This window comes from Clostridium sp. ZBS2 (genome assembly GCF_023845855.1).
GTDB lineage: Bacteria > Bacillota > Clostridia > Clostridiales > Clostridiaceae > Clostridium > Clostridium aquiflavi.
On record NZ_JAMQIF010000004.1, the window covers coordinates 80,394 to 101,121 of the forward strand.

20 protein-coding genes and 1 other annotated feature are annotated in these 20,728 nt (G+C 28.3%); all 20 genes read left to right on the forward strand.

What is annotated here, in order from left to right:
- Window positions 1-2 precede the first annotated feature (2 nt).
- The 20 genes from NG918_RS01655 to NG918_RS01750 all read left to right on the forward strand — a co-directional run bounded on the left by NG918_RS01655 (window position 3) and on the right by NG918_RS01750 (window position 20,712).
- The gene (locus NG918_RS01655) at window positions 3-530 is read left to right on the forward strand and encodes a nucleoside recognition domain-containing protein (protein ID WP_252215703.1); all 528 of its coding nucleotides are present in this window, start codon (window positions 3-5) and stop codon (window positions 528-530) included.
- Window positions 531-624: 94 nt separating this feature from the next.
- Complete coding sequence (locus NG918_RS01660) at window positions 625-966, forward strand: phasin family protein (protein ID WP_252224217.1); 342 nt, start codon at window positions 625-627, stop codon at window positions 964-966.
- A gap of 48 nt (window positions 967-1,014) precedes the next feature.
- Window positions 1,015-2,625, forward strand: a complete 1,611-nt coding sequence (locus tag NG918_RS01665; RefSeq protein ID WP_252215700.1) for an ABC1 kinase family protein — start codon at window positions 1,015-1,017, stop codon at window positions 2,623-2,625.
- A 121-nt stretch (window positions 2,626-2,746) separates the two neighbouring features.
- Window positions 2,747-4,522, forward strand: a complete 1,776-nt coding sequence (locus NG918_RS01670; RefSeq protein ID WP_252215879.1) for an aminopeptidase P family protein — start codon at window positions 2,747-2,749, stop codon at window positions 4,520-4,522.
- Between the two features lie 158 nt (window positions 4,523-4,680).
- Window positions 4,681-6,087 (forward strand): sigma-54 interaction domain-containing protein, encoded by a 1,407-nt coding sequence (locus tag NG918_RS01675; RefSeq protein WP_252215699.1) that lies wholly within the window; start codon window positions 4,681-4,683, stop codon window positions 6,085-6,087.
- Between the two features lie 400 nt (window positions 6,088-6,487).
- Entirely contained in the window at window positions 6,488-7,192 is a 705-nt protein-coding gene (locus NG918_RS01680) for an MIP/aquaporin family protein (protein ID WP_252215697.1), read from the forward strand.
- A gap of 97 nt (window positions 7,193-7,289) precedes the next feature.
- Window positions 7,290-8,285 (forward strand): dihydroxyacetone kinase subunit DhaK, encoded by a 996-nt coding sequence (gene dhaK, locus NG918_RS01685; RefSeq protein ID WP_252215696.1) that lies wholly within the window; start codon window positions 7,290-7,292, stop codon window positions 8,283-8,285.
- A 27-nt stretch (window positions 8,286-8,312) separates the two neighbouring features.
- Window positions 8,313-8,951, forward strand: coding sequence for a dihydroxyacetone kinase subunit DhaL (gene dhaL / locus NG918_RS01690; RefSeq protein ID WP_252215694.1), 639 nt, complete (start codon window positions 8,313-8,315; stop codon window positions 8,949-8,951).
- Window positions 8,952-8,953: 2 nt separating this feature from the next.
- Window positions 8,954-9,343, forward strand: a complete 390-nt coding sequence (gene dhaM, locus NG918_RS01695; protein WP_252215692.1) for a dihydroxyacetone kinase phosphoryl donor subunit DhaM — start codon at window positions 8,954-8,956, stop codon at window positions 9,341-9,343.
- 95 nt (window positions 9,344-9,438) lie between these two features.
- Window positions 9,439-9,676, forward strand: a binding site (T-box leader).
- A 178-nt stretch (window positions 9,677-9,854) separates the two neighbouring features.
- Window positions 9,855-11,792: a methionine--tRNA ligase gene (gene metG, locus NG918_RS01700; protein ID WP_252215690.1), complete on the forward strand. Its 1,938-nt coding sequence runs from the start codon at window positions 9,855-9,857 to the stop codon at window positions 11,790-11,792.
- A 228-nt stretch (window positions 11,793-12,020) separates the two neighbouring features.
- On the forward strand, window positions 12,021-12,806 hold the full coding sequence (locus NG918_RS01705; RefSeq protein ID WP_252215687.1) for a TatD family hydrolase: 786 nt from the start codon (window positions 12,021-12,023) through the stop codon (window positions 12,804-12,806).
- 278 nt (window positions 12,807-13,084) lie between these two features.
- A complete protein-coding gene (locus tag NG918_RS01710) occupies window positions 13,085-14,131 on the forward strand; it encodes a resuscitation-promoting factor (RefSeq protein ID WP_252215685.1) in 1,047 nt (348 codons plus the stop codon).
- A 117-nt stretch (window positions 14,132-14,248) separates the two neighbouring features.
- Window positions 14,249-14,806 carry a ribonuclease M5 gene (rnmV, locus tag NG918_RS01715; RefSeq protein ID WP_252215878.1) on the forward strand — a complete coding sequence of 186 codons (558 nt, stop codon included), beginning with the start codon at window positions 14,249-14,251 and terminating at the stop codon, window positions 14,804-14,806.
- A complete protein-coding gene (gene rsmA / locus NG918_RS01720) occupies window positions 14,807-15,658 on the forward strand; it encodes a 16S rRNA (adenine(1518)-N(6)/adenine(1519)-N(6))-dimethyltransferase RsmA (RefSeq protein WP_252215683.1) in 852 nt (283 codons plus the stop codon). It abuts the gene before it with no gap.
- Window positions 15,659-15,816: 158 nt separating this feature from the next.
- Window positions 15,817-17,328 (forward strand): DUF7922 domain-containing protein, encoded by a 1,512-nt coding sequence (locus NG918_RS01725; RefSeq protein WP_252215681.1) that lies wholly within the window; start codon window positions 15,817-15,819, stop codon window positions 17,326-17,328.
- A gap of 10 nt (window positions 17,329-17,338) precedes the next feature.
- Window positions 17,339-17,908, forward strand: coding sequence for a hypothetical protein (locus tag NG918_RS01730; RefSeq protein WP_252215679.1), 570 nt, complete (start codon window positions 17,339-17,341; stop codon window positions 17,906-17,908).
- A 97-nt stretch (window positions 17,909-18,005) separates the two neighbouring features.
- Window positions 18,006-18,764, forward strand: coding sequence for a prolipoprotein diacylglyceryl transferase (locus NG918_RS01735; protein ID WP_252215677.1), 759 nt, complete (start codon window positions 18,006-18,008; stop codon window positions 18,762-18,764).
- Between the two features lies 1 nt (window position 18,765).
- Window positions 18,766-19,599 (forward strand): YhfM domain-containing protein, encoded by an 834-nt coding sequence (locus NG918_RS01740; RefSeq protein ID WP_252215674.1) that lies wholly within the window; start codon window positions 18,766-18,768, stop codon window positions 19,597-19,599.
- A 15-nt stretch (window positions 19,600-19,614) separates the two neighbouring features.
- The gene (locus tag NG918_RS01745) at window positions 19,615-20,457 is read left to right on the forward strand and encodes an Mrp/NBP35 family ATP-binding protein (RefSeq protein WP_252215673.1); all 843 of its coding nucleotides are present in this window, start codon (window positions 19,615-19,617) and stop codon (window positions 20,455-20,457) included.
- Between the two features lie 66 nt (window positions 20,458-20,523).
- Complete coding sequence (locus NG918_RS01750) at window positions 20,524-20,712, forward strand: ferredoxin (RefSeq protein WP_252215669.1); 189 nt, start codon at window positions 20,524-20,526, stop codon at window positions 20,710-20,712.
- Window positions 20,713-20,728 lie beyond the last annotated feature (16 nt).

Consider the following 20,728-nt stretch of genomic DNA (forward strand, 5'->3'; position numbering starts at 1 on the left):
ATATGCTTAATTATTTGAGTAAAAGTATAATTCCTATAATTTTTTTATTAATTATAAGTTATGGGATGATAGAGGGGCGTAAGGTTTATGAATGGTTTATAGAGGGTGCTAAAGAAGGCTTAAATGTATGCCTAAGAATATTTCCAGCTTTATTAGCTATGATTATAGCAGTGCAAATTTTTAAAGAATCTAATTTATTAGATGTTTTAAATAATTTAATTGCACCAATAGGAAATTTAATAGGATTACCTAAAGAAATAATACCATTAATAATTATAAAGCCACTTTCAGGCAGTGGAGCTATAGGAGTGTTTACAGATATCATAAAAAGTTTTGGAGCTGACACTAAAATAGGATTAATTTCTTCAGTTGTAATGGGCACAACAGAAACTATTTTTTATACCATTACAGTTTACTTTGGCGCTGTAAAAGTAAAGAAAATAAGACATACATTATGGGCAGCTATTTTTGCTGATTTAACAGCTATAATAATGGCAGTTTTAATGGTTAATTTATTCCTAATTAAATAAAATTTATAAATTAAACATATAATAAGATTTAATTAATATTAATTCCCATTCATAACTTAATTTAATAGTATATATTAAACATATATTTTAGGAGATGATTTTGTTGATTAAAGAAGCAAGAAATTTGTTTGTCGCTATGGTTGGAGCAACAACTATGACTTATGAAAAAGCTAATGAAGTTATAAATACATTAGTTGAAAAAGGCAAAGTAACAATAGAAGAAGGCAAAGAACTTTCAGAAGAATTAAAAAGGGAGATAAAAGAAAAAAAAGATAATGTAAAATCTAAGGCTAATGAAAAAATTAATGAAATTAAACCATTAACTAAAGATGATATTTATGACATACTTCAAGAATTTGATTTTATTACGAAAGAAGAATTTAATGAACTAAAAGATAGAATCAGCAATATAGAAGAAAAATTAAAAGATAAATAAAGGTTCTATTTTAAATAAGAAATTATTCTTCTAAGGAGGAGAGAATCTGTGGCTAATCAATCTTCAGAGAGATTTAAAAAAATAATAAAGGTTTTTGCAAGTTATGGTTTTGGATATATATTTGACAGCAAACAAGTTGAATATAAGAAATCTCCTACGAATTTAAGAAATGCATTTGAGGAACTTGGACCAACATTCATTAAACTAGGTCAAATAATGAGTACAAGACCAGATATACTTCCTAAGGAGTATATAGATGAATTAGTAAAATTACAAGATTCTGCTCCACAAGAAGATTTTGAGGTAATGAAATCTGTTCTAGAAAGCTCATTAAATATCTCCTTAGAAGAATATTTTGAAAATATTAATGTGATTCCAATAGCATCTGCATCTATAGCTCAAGTTTATGATGGTGTATTAAAAGATGGAAGAAAGGTAGTTATAAAAATACAAAGACCAGACATCTATGAAAAAATACATTTGGATATAGCTATCTTAATGAGAATATTTAAATTTACTAAAACAAAAATTACTTTACCCATTGATCCTATAGAGGCTTTGAGAGAATTGAAAATGACTGCAGAAGAAGAATTAAATTTTATTTTAGAAGGAAAAAATATTGAAAAATTTAGGCTTAACAATAAAAATATTGTACCTATTTATGCACCTTATATAGTAAAGGAATTATTAAGCAGCAAAGTACTAGTATTAGAAAAAATAGAGGGATTTAAAATAAATGATTTACAAAGAATTAAAGATGAAGGATATGATAATAAAGATATTGCAAAAAAATTAGCATTATCTTATTGTAAGCAAGTATTTAAAGATGGCTTTTTTCATGGAGACCCTCATCCGGGAAATTTATTAATAAATTGCGGTAAAATTTGTTTTATTGACTTTGGCATTGTAGGGCAATTGAATGATAGTACGAAGAAAACTTTAAATTCAATGATGTTAGCTATAGCAACTAGAGATAAGGAAAAACTTATAGAATATATATTAGCGGTTTCAATAAAAAAGGGAAAAGTAAATAAAATGCATTTATATGATGGAGTATCATATATGTTTGATACATATCTAACTACATCAATAAAGAATATAAAAATATCTGTATTATTACAGGAGATATTTTATTTAACAAAGGAAAGCAATTTACAGTTGCCAAGAGAATTAGTATCACTAATAAGAGGAGTAGTAATATTAGAAGGGGTTATAGCTGAAATAGATCCTGAGCTAGAAATTATAGATGTTATAATATCTTTTATAAAAGCAAAAAACAAGGATATAATATTTGACATTCTTACAAGTGAAGAACTAATAGTATCACTATATTCATTTGGAAGGGATGGTATTAGGATACCCTCTAAAGTATCAGAGTTATTAACTAAAATGTCTTTAGGAGAAGCTAAATTACAACTCATAGTACAAGATAAAAATTATATATTTCAGGAGCTAAATAAAATGGTAAATAGGATGATAACAGGATTATTGATAGCGTCATTAATTATAGGTTCATCTCTAGTAATAACTAAAAATGTAGGACCTAAGTATAATGGAGTATCATTAATTGGTGTTGTTGGCTATAGCATTTCAACTATTTTTGCATTAATACTTTTAATAAATATGATAAAATATTGGCGTTTTAATATGAAACAATAATATTTATAATAAAGAATATATTTAAATTGTGATATAATTAATAAGATATCAAGAATAGTTGGTATCTTATTTTTATTTTATAAATATGGGTTAAATTATTTAGAGAAAGGTAATGAATTATATGAGAACTTTTGAAAAAATACAAAAATTAAGAGAAATAATGAAAAATGAAAATATAGATTACTATGTAGTTCCTAGTGGTGATTTTCACCAAAGCGAATACGTAGCTGAACATTTTAAATCAAGAGCATACATAACAGGATTTACTGGCTCAGCAGGAACAGCTTTAATAGGAAGAGAAAAAGGAATTCTTTGGACGGATGGTAGATATTTTATTCAAGCTGAGCAACAATTAAAAGATTCAGGAATTGAATTATATAAAATGAGAATACCAGGATGGCCAACATTAAATGAATGGTTAATGGAGAATATGAAATCAGGAGAAACCTTGAGTTTTGATGGAAGACTATTTTCTATAAATGAATATAAAGAATTTAAGAAAATAAAAGATAAAAAAGATATAAATATAGTGATGGACAAAGACTTGATTCAAGAAATATGGACTGATAAACCACAACTACCTAAAGAAAAAGCTTTTTTACATGATGTAAAATATTGTGGTAAATCAGCAAAAGAAAAGATTCAAGAAGTTAGAGCTGAAATGAAAAGAATTGGTGGAGATTCATATATTATATCTTCATTAGATGACATTGCTTGGCTTTACAATATAAGAGGAAATGATGTAAAAGATACTCCAGTTGCATTAGCTTATGCAATAGTGAGTGAAGAAAAAGCTACATTATATATAGATAAAAATAAACTATCAAATGAAGATGAAATAAAGTTAAACAATGAAGGTATTAAGGTAGAAGAATATAATAAAATATTTGAAAATGCTAAAGAAATAAAAGATAGCGTTATAGTAGATTCTAATAAAGTAAGTGCTTATATATATACATTAATAAATGATGATGTAAAAGTAATAGAAGAAGAAAATATAACAACAAAATTAAAGGCTATAAAAAATAGTGTTGAAATAGAAAATCTTAGAAAATGCCAAATAAAAGATGGTGTAGCTATGGTTAGATTTTTAAAATGGCTTAAAGAAAATGTAGGAAAAGAAAACATAACAGAACTTACTGTATCGGAGAAGTTATTAGAATTAAGAAGCAAAGGTGATCTTTTTGTAGAAGAAAGTTTTGGAACTATTGCAGGATATAAAGAACATGCAGCTATGATGCATTATTCAGCTACAAAGGAAAGTGCTTATGAATTAAAACCAGAAGGAATACTTTTGGTTGATTCTGGTGGACAATATTTAGATGGAACTACAGATATAACTAGAAGCTTTATTTTAGGAAAACTAACAGATGAAGAAAAAAAAGATTTTACTTTAGTTTTAAAATCTCATATAAATCTTATGAAAGCAAAATTCTTAAAAGGAACAACAGGTTCAAACTTGGATGTATTAGCAAGAACTATTTTATGGGATGAAGGTATGGATTATAAATGTGGAACAGGACATGGAGTAGGATTTTTCCTAAGTGTTCATGAAGGACCACAATCAATAAGACCAGTCCCTAACACTGTAGTTTTAGAACCCGGAATGATATTAACAAATGAACCAGGAGTATATAAAGAAGGAAAGCATGGAATACGTACTGAAAATGTAATGTTAGTAGCTAATGACATAGAGACCAATGATGGTGGAGAATTTTACAAATTCGAAGTAATGTCATATTGTCCAATAGATTTAGAAGGTATAGATGAATCATTATTAACAGAAGCAGAAAAAAAATGGTTAAATAATTACCATGCAGAAACTTATGCTAAGTTAAGTCATTATTTAAATGATGAAGAAAAGAACTTTCTTAAGAATGCAACTAGAGAAATATAAATTTAAATAGTTAAAAAAGAAACTATTAAGTGAATTTTAACTTAATAGTTTCTTTATATAATTAGATATTATTTCAATTCCAGTAACAATAGGAGTTATAGTATTTTTATTTTCAAAAGAATATATTTAAAGATTACTTATAGATTAGAGGTGTATGCATGAGAATTGTTAGGAAAATAAAAATTGACAATAACAAAAAGTATTTAGATTTTGAAGTAGTAGTATTTATTATAAAAAAAATTTTTGATTTAGAAGAAACATATAATGTTAAAATAATTCTCGATATTAAAGAGAGAGGAGAAATTCCAGCTACAATAATATTAGGTTATATACTTTTAAACATATCAGAAGCGAAGGAATTAACTTTAATAATAGATGGAAGTAATGACTTAGAATTAGTATTTAAAAATATAGAAGTGTTATTAGAAAGTTATATTAATGAAGATAATCTTTTAGAGGATATTAATATATACAATACTTATGGTTTAGTAATTAACAATAAATTAAATGATAATGAGGTTAGTATTTCCAATAAACCTGATAAGGCATTTAATAAATTTATAGGAAAAAGTAATAAAATTTTAGATATATTAAATTTAGCGACTAAATCAGCTAAAAGTTCTGCAACAGTACTTATCAGAGGGGAAAGTGGTACTGGTAAAGAATTGATTGCAGAAGGAATTCATAATGCAAGTAATCGCAAAAAAGGCCCATTTGTACGCGTTAATTGTGCAGCTATACCAGAAAATTTAATAGAAAGTGAATTATTTGGACATGAAAAAGGTTCATTTACTGGTGCTATAAAAAGAAAATTAGGGAAATTTGAATTAGCGAACAATGGAACTATATTTCTTGATGAAATAGGTGAAATGGATAAAAATACTCAAGCTAAAATTTTAAGAGTATTGCAATATAAAGAATTTCAAAGAGTTGGTGGGGAAGAAACTATAAAGGTGGATGTTAGAGTTATAGCAGCAACACACAGAAATTTAGAAGAAATGGTTAAGTCAGGTGAATTTAGAGAAGATTTATATTATAGATTAAATGTTATTCCAGTATTAATTCCTTGCTTAAAGGATAGATCAGAGGATATTCCTATGTTAGTTAATCATTTTATTAATAAATTTCAAAAAACAGGAGAACATAAGCAATTTTCAAAAGATGTAATTAATATATTTATGAATTATTCATGGAATGGTAATGTCAGAGAGTTAGAAAATGTAATAGAAAGAATATTAGCTTTAAATGAAAGTGAAATTATTACTATAAAAGATATACCTTTGTATATAAATGAAGCAACACAAAAAGAAAGTAAAAATAATATTAAAATATTTACTGAGAACGATTTTAGAGGATCTTCTAAAAATGAAATTTTAAATACGATTCAAGAATTAGATGAAGTATTGCCAATGAAAACATATGAAAAGATGATAATAGAAAAAGCATTGAGAAAGTATGGTAGTTTTAATGCAGCAGGTAAAATATTAGGGTTAAATCATAAGACAATAGCAGCAAAGGCTAAGGAATTTGGAATAGAAAAAACAGTTAATTGGAGAAGAAAATAAATTTATATCTGTGAACCATAAATGTATTAAAATTGTAAAGATATTGTAACAATTTCAGAATAAATCTTCTATAAAAGTATTGATAGGTTATAATATTAGCAGTGTATTAGTTAGAAAAAGTTTTAATGATATGAAATAAGTGCGATTAATAGATTTTAAATACAGATTATTGGAATAAATATAAGTGCAAAAAATATAATTTATTGGTAAAAAAGCGCAATATAAACGTTTTCACTTGGGAATTTTGACCAATATTATGAAAAAACACCAATGTATATAATGATGAAATATTGTGTAAAGGTACTGTTTGTCCTAAATGTAACAATTAGAATATTTTGGCATGATTATTGCTACTAATATAAGTGTAAATAAATAATTTATAAAATGGGAGGTATTATTTATGTCAATTTTTATGGCTGAATTAATCGGGTCAATGTTACTTATCCTTCTAGGAGATGGCGTTGTTGCAAACGTTGTTTTAAAGGATTCAAAGGGTACAGGAGCAGGTTGGATAGTTATTACAACTGGTTGGGCACTAGCTGTTGCTATTCCAGCATTAATGTTTGGAGGATACAGTGGAGCTCACTTTAATCCAGCATTAACAGTAGCACTTGCTGCAATCGGAACTATTCCATGGTCAGTGGTTCCAGAATATTTTGCAGGTGAATTCTTAGGAGCTTTCCTAGGAGCTATATTAGTATTTATTATGTACTATGATCAATTTAAAGCAACTGATGACAAAGATGGCAAATTAGCAGTATTTTGTACAGCTCCAGTAATAAGAAATACTGGAATAAACTTCATGGGTGAGCTTATTGGAACATTCATGTTAGTATTTGGTATATTAGGATTAGGCGCTGTTCAAATGGCACCAGGACTTAACACATTATGTGTTGGTGGATTAATCTTTGTAATAGGTTTAAGTTTAGGTGGTCCTACAGGATATGCAATTAACCCTTGTAGAGATTTATCACCAAGAATAGCACATGCTATTTTACCTATACCAGACAAAAGAGATTCAGACTGGGGATATTCTTGGATTCCAGTAGTAGCTCCAATAGTTGGTGGTTTAATCGGTGCTTTCTTATGGCAAGCAATTGTTTAATTAAATAGCTATTATTATAAAGTTAAAATAAAATCAAAGGTCTTGCTGGATAAATTCTAGCAAGGCCTAAAATTATATATTTAGGAGGCGTTTAATAATGAAGAAGTTAATAAATAATCCAGATAATGTTTTATCAGATATGTTAGAAGGTATTGTGGCAGCACATCCAGAGTATTTAAAAAAATTGGATAATGCTAATGTATTAGTAAGAAGTGAAAAAACAGAAAATAAAGTCGCAATAGTTAGTGGTGGCGGTAGTGGACATGAGCCAGCACATGGAGGATATGTTGGCTTCGGAATGTTAGATGGCGCAGTTTGTGGAGAAGTATTTACATCACCTACTCCTGATCAAGTGTATGAAGCAATTAAAGCAACTGACAATGGAAATGGAGTTCTTCTTGTTATAAAAAATTATACTGGAGATGTTATGAACTTTGAAATGGCAAAGGAAATGGCTGAAATGGAAGGTATAAAGGTAGAACAAGTTATAGTTAATGATGATGTAGCAGTTGAAAACAGTTTATATACAGCTGGAAGAAGAGGTATTGCAGGAACAGTATTTGTTCATAAATTATCTGGAGCTAAGGCTGAAGCTGGTGGAAATTTAGAAGAAGTAAAAAGTGTTGCTGAAAAGGTAATTGAAAACGTTAGAAGTATGGGAATGTCTTTATCATCTTGTATAGTACCAGCAGCAGGTAAAGCTAACTTCACTTTAGGAGAAGATGAAATAGAAATTGGTATGGGTATTCATGGAGAACCAGGAACTCATAGAGAAAAAATATCAACTGCAGATCAGGTTGCAGAACATTTATTAGGTAAAATTCTAGAAGATATAGAAATTTCAAGTGGTGATGAAGTAGCTGTTATGATAAATGGATTAGGATCAACACCTTATATGGAATTATATATTGTAAATAAAAAAATAAATCAATTATTGAAAGATAAAGGAATAAGTATTCATAAAACTTTTGTTGGAGAATTTATGACTTCACTAGAAATGGCAGGATGTTCTGTTTCAGTACTAAAACTTGATAGTGAACTTAAAGAATTACTTGATGCAAAAGCTGATACTCCAGGATTTAAGGTTATTTAGTATCATCATATTAGAGGAGGGTTAATTATGGTAACAGTAAAGGAAGTAAAAGACATTCTAATAAAAGTAGAAAAAGTTATAGAAGAAAATAAATTATATTTAAGTGAATTAGATGCAGCAATAGGCGATGGTGATCATGGTCTAAATATGAACAAAGGTTTTAAAGCTGTTATTGAAAAAATAAAAGATTTACCTGAAGATGATTTGGGAAATATATTTAAAAACTCTGGTATGGCTTTAGTGTCTAATGTAGGAGGAGCTTCGGGTCCGTTATATGGAACTGCTTTTATGAAAGCTGCTATGGTAGTCAATAAAAAAAGTGAAATGGACATAAATGATTTTATCAAAGTTTTAGAAGAGGCTTTAGGTGGAATAAAGATGAGAGGTAAAGGTCAAGAAGGGGAAAAAACAATGATTGATACTTTATCACCATCAATTGAAGCAGCTAAAAAGTCTATTGGAGAAAATAAATCTGTTAAAGAAGTATTACTTGAAATTAAAGAGGCAGCTAAAAATGGTATGGAACATACTAAAGATATAGTTGCAACTAAAGGTAGAGCGAGTTATGTAGGAGAAAGAAGTATAGGACATATCGATGCAGGAGCTACTTCAATGTATTTAATCTTAAATACTATAGTAGAAGAATTAACTAAAGAGGAGAATTAATTATGGTTGGTATAGTAATTGTTTCACATAGTAATTTTATAGCAAAAGGTGTTAGAGAAGTTGCACTTCAAATGGCGCCAGAAGTTTCAATTGTAGATGCAGGTGGAACTAGTGATGGAAGAATAGGCACAGATATTTCTAAGATAACTAGTGCAATAGAGTCTGTTTATAGTGATAATGGTGTACTTGTATTATTTGACTTAGGTAGTGCATTTATGAACACGGAAATGGCTATAGAATTTTTAGATGATAACATTAGAGAAAATGTAGAAATTATAGATGCTCCTTTAGTAGAAGGTGCAATTACTGCAGCTGTTGAAGCTAGTATGGATAAATCTTTATCAGAAATTAAAGAAGTACTTAAACCTATGTCTTTGAATAAGATTTCTTAATATATAAAGTAGCTGTATTGTATTAAGTTAAAAACTTAATATAATGCAGCTTTTTATTTGACAGGAAAATATATTTATTCTATTATAATAAGTATATAAATGCTATGAAGAGAAGAGTAATGAAAAGGAATTTTTAAAGAGAGCTAATGTATGGTGAAAGTTAGCAGAAGAAATTTTCATGAAGATGGCCTCGGAGCATATTTCCCGAGCAATATTTGTTAAGGAATTTACGGCAGCATCCGTTATAATGCAAGGTGATGATAGTCACCTATTGAGTTATTTATTGTGAAATAAATAAAAAGTAGAGTGGTAACACGTATATACGTCTCTATATAGGTTTAATATACCTATATAGAGACTTTTTTGATTTATAACAATTGTCTATTATAAGCTGCTAATTGTATTGTACATTAAAGCATGGTTCAGCTACTTTATTAAAATATCAACACTATATTAAAAATGCTAAAAACAATACCTAGAGTATTGTTTAAAATAAGGAGGATTATTTAAAATGTGCAAAGATTGTAAAAAACCATATTATATAACTACACCAATTTATTACCCATCAACGAAGCTACATATAGGAAATACTTATACTACAGTAGCTGCTGATGCGTTAGCAAGATTTAAAAGATTAACAGGATATGATGTAATGTTCTTAACAGGTACTGATGAGCATGGTCAAAAAATCCAAAGAATAGCAGAAGAAAAAGGAATTACTCCAATAGAACATGTAGATGAGATTGTAGCAGGTATTAAAGATCTTTGGAGCATGATGAATGTAAGCTATGATAAATTTATTAGAACTACAGATGATTATCATGTAAAAGCAGTTCAAGATATATTTAAAAAATTACATGATCAAGGGGATATTTATAAGAGTTCTTATGAAGGTTGGTATTGTACTCCATGTGAATCATTCTGGACAGATACTCAATTAGTAAATGGAAATTGTCCTGATTGTGGCAGACCAGTTGAAAAATCAAAAGAAGAAGCTTACTTCTTTAAGATGAGCAAATATGCTGATAGATTAATTAAGTATATAGAAGAAAATCCAAACTTCATTCAACCAGAATCAAGAAAAAATGAAATGTTAAACAATTTCTTAAGACCAGGTCTTCAAGACTTATGTGTTTCAAGAACTAGCTTTGATTGGGGTGTTCCAGTAACATTTGATGAAAACCATGTTGTTTATGTATGGATAGATGCATTATCAAACTATATTACTGCACTTGGATATGGTCAAGATAATAAAGAATTATATGATAAATTCTGGCCAGCAGATGTACATTTAATAGGAAAAGATATATTAAGATTCCATACAATATATTGGCCAATAATGTTAATGGCATTAGATTTACCACTTCCAAAACAAGTATTTGGTCATGGATGGTTACTTGTTGATGGTGGAAAGATGTCAAAATCTAAAGGTAATGTTGTAGATCCAGTTGTATTAGTTAACGAATTTGGAGTAGATCCAGTAAGATATTACTTATTAAGAGAAATTCCATTTGGCGCAGATGGTCTATTTAACAATGAAATATTCATAAAAAAGATAAATTCAGATCTTTGTAACGATTTAGGTAACCTTTTATCAAGAAGTGTCGCAATGATTGAAAAATACTTCGGAGGAGAAATTCAACCACAAGCTGAAAGTGGAGAATTTGATGAAGAATTAATAAACTTAGCATTAGCTGCTCCAAACAAAGTTCAAGAAGCTATTGATGAATTAAACATTCCTTTAGCACTAGAGCATATATTTGAATTAATAGGCAGAGCTAATAAGTATATAGATGAAACAACTCCTTGGATTTTAGCTAAAGATGAAAGTAAGAAGTCTAGATTAGGAACAGTACTTTACAACTTAATTGAAAGTTTAAGATTTGCTTCAGTAATGATTTCATCATTCTTACCAGATACAGCTAAGAAGATTAATGAACAAATTAATACTTCTGAAATATCATGGGAATCTTTAAAGTCATTTGATGGAATAAAAGCTGGAACTAAGGTAGTTAAAGGCGAAAACTTATTCCCAAGAATAGATGTAGAAAAGAAACTTGAAGAGTTAGAAGCATTAAAGGCAGCACAAGCACCAGCTAAAAGAGAAATAACTCCTATAAAAGAAGAAATCACAATTGATGATTTTGAAAAAGTGGATTTAAGAGTTGTTAAGGTATTAGCATGTGAACCAATAAAGGGTGCTAAAAAACTTTTAAAATTAAAGGTTGATTTAGGTGGCGAAGAAAGACAAGTGGTGTCAGGAATTGCTAAATACTACAAACCAGAAGAATTAATAGGTAAAAATGTAGTTTTAGTTGCAAATTTAAAACCTGTAAAACTTAGAGGAGAATTGTCGCAAGGTATGATTTTATGTGCAGCACCTGATGATGATAGTGAATTAAAGATTGTAGATCCAGGTGAAATTTTAAGCGGAAGTATAGTTAGATAAATATAAAATAAAAGGAACACCTCATTTAGGGGGTGAGGTGTTCCGTAACCATTAATATATAATGGTTAAAAGGGGTAAATAATAATGCTTTAACTACTTTACAATTTAAATATACTATTTGAATATGTCAAATCTGTGACAATTTAAAATTAATTTAAAATTTAACATTGAATATTTGAAAGTAAATTAAGGAAGAGATATATTCAATATTTGAAAGGATATGCTGTTATGGAAAAAATATTTAAAATAATAGATAGTCATGCTCACTATGATGATGAATCTTTTGAAAATGATCGTAAAGAAGTATTAGAGGAAATTCAAAAAAATGGTGTGGTTAGAGTCTTAAATTGTGCAGCATCTTATAATAGCTTAAAAACTACTTATGAATTGACTAAGGAGTATGATTTTATATATGGAGCATTAGGAATACATCCTGAAAATGCCAATGAATTTAAAGATAATACGTTAGATGAAATTAAAGAATATATAAAATCTAATGACAAAATAGTAGCTATAGGAGAAATTGGATTAGATTATTATTGGGATGAAAACCCATCAAAAGAAATTCAAAAGGAAGTATTTAGAAAGCAAATGAATTTAGCTAAAGAACTTAATTTGCCAGTAATAATTCATGACAGAGATGCGCATCAAGATACATTAGAAATAATAAAAGAATTTCCAGATGTAACAGGTGTTGTACATTGCTTTTCTGGAAGTGTTGAATTTGCAAAGGAATGTATTAAGTTAGGGTATTATATAGGATTTACAGGTGTTGTAACATTTAAAAATGCAAAAAAAGTTGTTGAGGTTGCAAAGGAAATACCGTTAAATAAAATGTTGGTAGAAACTGATTGTCCGTATATGGCGCCGGAGCCTAATAGAGGAAAAAGAAACAAATCAGACTATATAGAATATATAATAAAAAAAATAGCTCATATAAGAGAAATCGATCCATATGAATTGAATATGAGATTTAATGAGAATTTTTATAGCTTGATTAAAAAGGAAAAATAAGGTAAAATATTAATTGTAATATTTTAGAAAAATAATTTTGTTTTTCACTTAATTTCTAAAATAATTCATAAACAATTTATAATTTTTTGATTCAATAACATTGATATAAAAAACCCATAAATATCGCTATTATAATTATTATATTTAATTATTTTAAAAAAATTATGCAAAAGTGCATTATTACAGGGGTTTATAAGGTGCAAGAGATTATCAAATTTGACAAGATTAAGTCTTTAGGATATAATTCAGTATACGCTCTTGCCAAAGGAGGGAAATCAATGGTAGAAAAATTAAAAGATTATTTTAAGAAAAGTTTTTCTAACGGTCCGAAGGCAAAAATCATAATAACAACAATTGCTGTGGCGATTGTTATTACAGCGACATTAATGAGTGTAAGGAAAACACTTACTATAAGTATAGACGGAAAAGAAGAAAATTTTGTCACGTATAAATGGACTGTGAAAGATGTGTTACAAGATAATGGAATAGAATTGGCAGAAAAAGATAAGGTAGAACCATCATTGGATTCTAGAGTATCTGAAAAAGAATTAATTACAATTAAGAAAGCTATTCCAGTAAATATTACTTTTAGTGATAAAGTTGTAACATTAGAAACAGCAGAAGATACTATTGGAGATATGCTACAAACAGAATCAGACGTACTAAAAGAGCAAGGTGTAGAATTTGAAGAAGGAACAGATGAAGTATTACCTTCTTTAGATACAGGAATAGAACAAAACTTAGACGTTAAGATTGTTAAGGTAGAGACTAAAGACATTGTAGAAAAGGAAAAAATAAACTTCGATACAGTGGTACAAAAAGATTCAAGTCTTGATAGTAGCGTTCAACAAGTTAAGAGTGAAGGAACTAATGGAGAAAAACAAATAACATATAAAGTTATTATTAAAGATGGTCAAGAGATTTCTAAAGAAGTAAAAAGTACTAAAGTTATTGCTGAACCTGTAAATAAGATTGTTGTAAAAGGGACAGGCAATGTATATGCAAGTAGGGGAGCAGGTAATATAGCATATAAGAAAAAATTATCTGTTGTTGCAACTGCATATAGTGGACATAGTACTACAGCTACAGGCAGAAGACCTGTTAGAAATTCTAATGGATTAAGTACAATCGCTGTTGACCCATCAGTTATTCCTTTAGGAAGTAAAGTTTATGTTGAAGGATATGGATACGCCATTGCAGCTGATACTGGTGGTGCAATAAAAGGAAATATAATTGATTTATACTTAGATTCATCAAATGAATGTATAAAATGGGGAAGAAGACCCGTCAATTTATTCATAGTAGCTTATCCAGGAGAATGGTAGTTGATTTTTAGGAGATAACATGTTAGTTATCTCTTTTTTTTATTTAAATAATTTGAAGTTTGATATACTATTATTAGTAGGTATATTAATCATGCAGTAATGAAAGGAAGTATAAGATTGATTAAAGAAGTAATTGTGGTTGAAGGAAGAGACGATGTTGATGCTGTTAAAAAAGCATTAGATGCTGAAATAATAGCAGTAGGTGGATTTGGAATAAATGCTAAGGTTATAGAGAGAATAAAAGAAGCTCAAAAGAGAAAAGGTGTAATAGTTCTTACTGATCCAGATTTTGCTGGTGAAAAGATAAGAAGAATTATTTCTAAAAGAGTAGAAGGAATAAAGCATGCGTATATTTCTAAAGAAGATGGTCTTAAAGATGGAGATATAGGGGTGGAAAATGCTTGTCCTGAAGTAATATTAAAAGCACTCGAAACAGCTAAAATAACTGTTGAGGAAAAAAGAAACTTTTTTACTATGCAAGATATGTTTTACTTTAAATTAACAAATGACTCAACATCTAAAGTAAGAAGAAGTATGCTTGGTAAAATTTTAGGTATAGGATATTGTAATACAGCTCAAATGATTTCTAGATTAAATAATTATGGAATAACAAAAGAGGAATTTGCAGACGCTATAGAAAAAATAGAAAAACAATTGGAAGTAGGGATAAAATAGATGGATTTAATGGATATAAAAACTAAAGAATTAGTTAAAAAATATAATTTTAGGTTTTCAAAAAGTTTAGGTCAAAACTTTTTATTAGATGATTCTGTTCTTAGAGATATAGTAGATGGAGCAGACGTTAATGAAAATGATTTTGTTATAGAAATAGGTCCGGGAGTAGGTACTTTAACAGCTAAGTTATTGCAAAAAGCTAAGAGAGTAACTTGTATAGAATTAGATAATGACTTGATTCCTATTTTACAACAAGAATTAGGTGAATATGATAAATTTGAATTAATACATAATGATGCTTTAAAAGTAGACTTTAATGAAATAATGAAAGATGAAGAACATGTTAAACTAGTTGCAAACCTTCCTTATTATGTTACAACACCTATAATAGTAAAGTTACTTAAGGAAAATCATAAGTTTGAATCTTTAACTATAATGATACAAAAAGAAGTGGCTGAAAGAATAAATGCGGAACCTAATTGTAAAGAATACGGAGCATTATCTGTTTTGGTTCAGTATTATTGTAATACTAAAATTATAAGAAAAGTATCACCAGAAAGTTTTATGCCAAGACCTAAGGTTGATTCTATAGTTATAAGATTAGACAGATTAAATGAACCAAGAGTTAACGTACAAGATAAAAAACTTTTATTTGATATAGTTAGATCAGGTTTTAATATGAGAAGAAAAACTTTGTGGAATGCTACTAAGTTAATAGGTCTTTCGAAAGAAAATTTACAAAAAGCTTTTGATTCTTGCAATATAGATCCGAAAAGAAGAGCGGAAACATTAACTATTGAAGAATTTGCAGCTTTAGCAGATAGCATATATGATCTTAGAAAAAATAATTAAATTATATATTTAATTTAAAATTAGTGTTGATTTTTGAGTATAAAAGCTCATAGATAAATATAAATATTTAATTAAAAGACGATCTAGCATTATAGTATTTAATCATAATCTATCAATAAAAGCATATACTTTATTGAATAAATATATGTGGAGGGATTATGGTAGTGGCACATAATAAATTATATAGAAATTTTATAATTTTACAGCAAGATGAAAAAATCAACTCAGAGTCTACCGAAAAAGCTTTGTCTGGATATGCTAAAGTGGAAGCAAAGGGAGATAAGTGTAAAATATCTTTTTATGCTCAAAATCTGAAACAAGAAGAAGATTATTCCGTAGTACTTATCTGTTGTAAAAAGGACATGAAACAATTAATTGATTTGGGGTCTCTAAAAATAAATGATGTTGGAAAAGGAGATACAAGTAAAGAATACTATATAAATAACATAGCTGGTTTAGGCATATCTTATGAAAAAATAAATGGCGCTGCTATTTGTAAAGCAAATTCAGGAGAAGTTGCATTTATGATGTATGGCTTCATAAATGGAGAAGAACCAAAAGAAAATTGGAAAAAGCTTAAAGTTGCAAAAGAAGATGATGCTTCAGAGAAAATAACTACCAATGATACTAGAAGTAAAACAATTATAAAACCAGAAGATACTGGAAGTAAAGTATCTATAAAATCAGATACTACCTCAAATATGAAAGATAAAGGTAGTGAAAAGAAAGAGTCTATAAACAATTCTGATAAGATAAATATAGATATGGATTTTGAATGCAACGAAGATGATAATCGCAATAAAAATAAGAAGTACAAAGAAAAATGTGAAGATGCCTGTGAAGATAAGTGCGAAAAGAAATACAAAGAAAAATGCGAAAAGAAATGCGAAGATGTCTGTGAAGAAAAATGCGAAAAGAAATGTGAAGATGTCTGTGAAGAAAAATGTGAAAAGAAATGTGAAGAAAAGTGTGAAGAAAAATGCAAGGATAAGTGTGAAGTAGTAAAAGAAGAACATAAAAAAGAATATAAAAAAGAAAAGAAGAATGAAGAAGAGAAAACAAAGAAAGATAAATATAATTTTAGCGAAACTGAAAAATGCAAAAAAATTATTGATGAGTTAAATGACGAATCTTATTGTACAAAGACAGTAAATCACAGAAGAATAGAAGAAAATACTAGAATTGATGGTGCTGATTTTGAACAATATGAAAAAGATATTGAAAAGTTAAAGATGGAGTCATCAAATAGCTTTAATATAAAAGGCAAAATTGGTGAATACTTTGAAAAAATTGCACAAGGATTTGAAGAATATCATGAAGGATTAGATGGTATTAAAAATTGTAAATGGTATAAGGTACCTATAAATAGAATTGATGATTTATTTAATATATCAGATTACAACAAATATACATTAGTATATTATCCGATGTTAAATTATTATCCTTATATAAGTAAAACTAAGTATTTTCTATTAGGATATAAGTGTAATTCTGTAGGAGAATTGACTCATATTGTTTATGCAATACCAGGAAGTAAAGATCTTTCAGAACAACCATATGAGGGCAAAACAGGATATGTTACATGGGCACATAACGATACTAGAAGCTCTGGCTATTGGCTTATGTTCTATGATTTCCAAAACTCAACAGTTGTAGTTCCTATGAAGTAGAAGAGGCAATATGAATAAAAAGCAAATACTAATATTGTCCATTTTACTTTCATTAATGATAGTGTTAGGTGTAACACAATCGTTTTTTAAAGAAACATTTACAGAAGTTGCTCTTGTAGAAAATGGGATAAACGAATTTAAGGATTATAATTTTGATGAGGGAAGATATATATTTTCATTACCAAGTGAATGGAGCGTATCGGAAAAGGAAAGCCAAGGACAGTATATTAGTTATAAGGCAAATTTTAAAGATAAAAATGATAAAATCACTGGATACTTAGAGGTTATAAATACTCAAATTGATCTTGGGAATTTTGCAGAAAGTGACTTGAAAAATTTACCTTTATCATATAAAAATGAGCAAATAATGCCTTTTAAATTAGAAGAAACATCAGGAGTTTTATCTCAATATAAAACTAAAGTAAAAAAGGGTTATACATTTGAAAATAGTTGTTATTATTTAAATAGTAATGATGGTAAAATTATAAAAGTTTTATTTAATGTAAAAGAAGACGATTATAAGGAAAATGTAAAAACTGTTTTTAATACTATAATATCTAGGATAAACATACAAAGTTAATAAAATTTGATATTAATATGTATAAGTATTATAATTTAAGTATCATGGAGGGATTAAGAATTCATCTATGATACTTAAATATTTTAAGGAGATACGCATGAAAATAATTTTATTTAAGGCGTTTGGTCTAGAAATAAAAAGTTACGGTTTAATGATTGCTATAGGAATACTTGTGGCAGCATCTTTGCTTTTAAAAAAAGGAAGAGAAAAAGGATATGATGAAGATTCCTTATTAAATCTAATTATTTTAACTGTAATCGGAGGAGTAGTAGGGGGTAAACTACTTTTTATTGTAACTGAATTTAAAAGTATATTAGAAGATCCAAGTATATTGTTGAATTTTGGTTATGGATTTGTTGTGTATGGAGCATTAATACTGGGTGCATTAACAATATATTTATATTGTAAAAGTAAGAACTGGAAAGTACTTAAGATTTTAGATTTAGTTGCACCAGGGTTAGCTATTGCACAAGGATTTGGACGTATAGGATGTTTTTTAGCTGGATGCTGTTATGGAAAAGAAACTAATCTTCCAATAGGGGTAGAGTTTCCAATAAATTCACTTGCACCAGCAGGTATTCATGTACATCCAACTCAAATTTACTCATCAATTTTTGATTTTTTACTAGGATTTTTCTTGTTATATTATTCTAAAAAAGAAAAGAAATCAGGTAAAGTAGTTTCTATGTACTTGATAATATATAGTATAGGAAGATTTATGGTAGAATTTTTTAGAAATGATCCAAGGGGGAATGTTGGGTTATTATCAACATCTCAATTTATAGCTGTATTTACATTAATTCTTGGATTAGCTATTTTTAATTTTCATAAATTTTTTAAGGGAGCGAAGAAATAAGTTGTTTAAGAAAAAAATTTTTATATTGCTTCTAACTCTAATTACTATTACTTCTATTTTGGTTGGATGCAGTACTTACGATAAATTAGCCATCACACTAGGGATTAAAAACAATAATTTCGAATATGTAAATCAAAGCAAAGTGGATAAAATTGTAATTCAAAGTGCTAGAGATACTGGATTTAGATTTATAATTACTGAGCCTAATGCAATAAATGATATGTACAAATTATTGTCAAATGGTAAAAAAGTATCTGAACGAAGCTCATTAGATGCAGATTATTATTTTGAAATTTGCATGGGAGATGAGGTTAAAAAGTATGACTATATAGTTGGTGCTGATGAAAGAGGAAAAGGAAATTTCTTTAATGATGAAGAATGTTTTTCAATTTCAAACCGTTTAGATGATACAATAATACAAAACTTATCTTTTGTAAGAAAACCAAGAAATTTTGAATATGTATATTATCAAACTATTTTAGCAGTATTGGAATCTGAAAAATCTAAAATAGATGCTTCTAATAAAGTAGGAATAGATATAAGTGGTGATATTGATTGTTTAAAATACATACTTTCAACAGATTTGAAACAATTTGAAAAAAATATTGATAAAGTCATTCCAAATGCTAAACTTGTTAAAAACAATTCTAATGAATTTGATACAATAATTAAAGTTAAAAACAGAGGATATAATAGTACCATTTTTAAAACTATGATTACCGTTGATAATAAAAAGGATAAAGTTTTCAATACTTATTATATATCAGCAGAATATAATTTTAGAAATTGGGATATCGATATTGGAGAAGTGAATAAAATGCCAAATGAGTGGTAAGAGGAGGAACAAATAATGGGAAGCTGTGACAATTGTCCAAGTAAAGATTCATGTGGATCAAAAGGTCAAGGATGTGAAAATTCTATACCTAAAATCATACCTACATATGGAAAAATTAAAAATGTAATAGGCGTTATTAGTGGAAAAGGTGGAGTAGGAAAGTCTACCGTTACAGGAATAATGGCAACTACTTTAGCTAAAAAAGGATATAAAGTAGGAGTTTTAGATGCAGATATAACAGGACCATCTATGCCTAGATTTTTTGGCATTAATGAAAAAAGAGGAAAGATAATTCCATTAGAAAATGATATGGTAAAGTTTGAACCTGTAATTACTGATTCAGGAATAAAAGTTATATCTATGAATCTTTTAACAGCAGTTGAAGAAGATCCAGTTATATGGAGAGGACCTGTAATTACAGGAGTATTAAAGCAAATGTTTATGGAAACTAATTGGGAAGAATTAGATTATTTACTTATAGATATGCCACCAGGAACTGGTGATATAGCTCTTACAGTAATGCAAGAATTCCCTATTACTGAGGTAATAATAGTATCAACTCCACAAGACATGGTATCAATGATTGTTAAAAAGCTAGTTATAATGGCTCAAAAGATAGGAATAAAAATTAGAGGCGTAGTTGAAAATATGGCATATATTACTTGCCCAGACTGCGATAAGAAGATAAGAGTATTTAGTACAAAATCTTCTGATGAACATGCAGAATATTTAGGATTACCTTTAATAGGTGAATTACCTATAAATGTAGAGTTAACAGAGGCTCTAGAAAAAGGTAAAGCAGAAGCTTACGTTATAGATAATGATTTATATTCATTAATATTTGAAGCTTTATATTAATATACATAACTCATCTTTCTTATGGAAATACTATAAATGTAATTTTATAATGAAAGGGTGAGTTTTTTGAAAGCAAAAGTAGATAAAGATACTTGTATAGGATGTGGCTTATGCCCATCAATATGTCCAGAATGTTTTGATATGCAAGACGATGGAAAAGCTGGTTCTATAGTTGAAGAGGTACCAAGTGCATACCAAGATTCTGCAAAAGAAGCAGAAACAAGTTGTCCGGTTAATGCAATCTCAGTAGAATAAAAAAATGTGGTGTTAA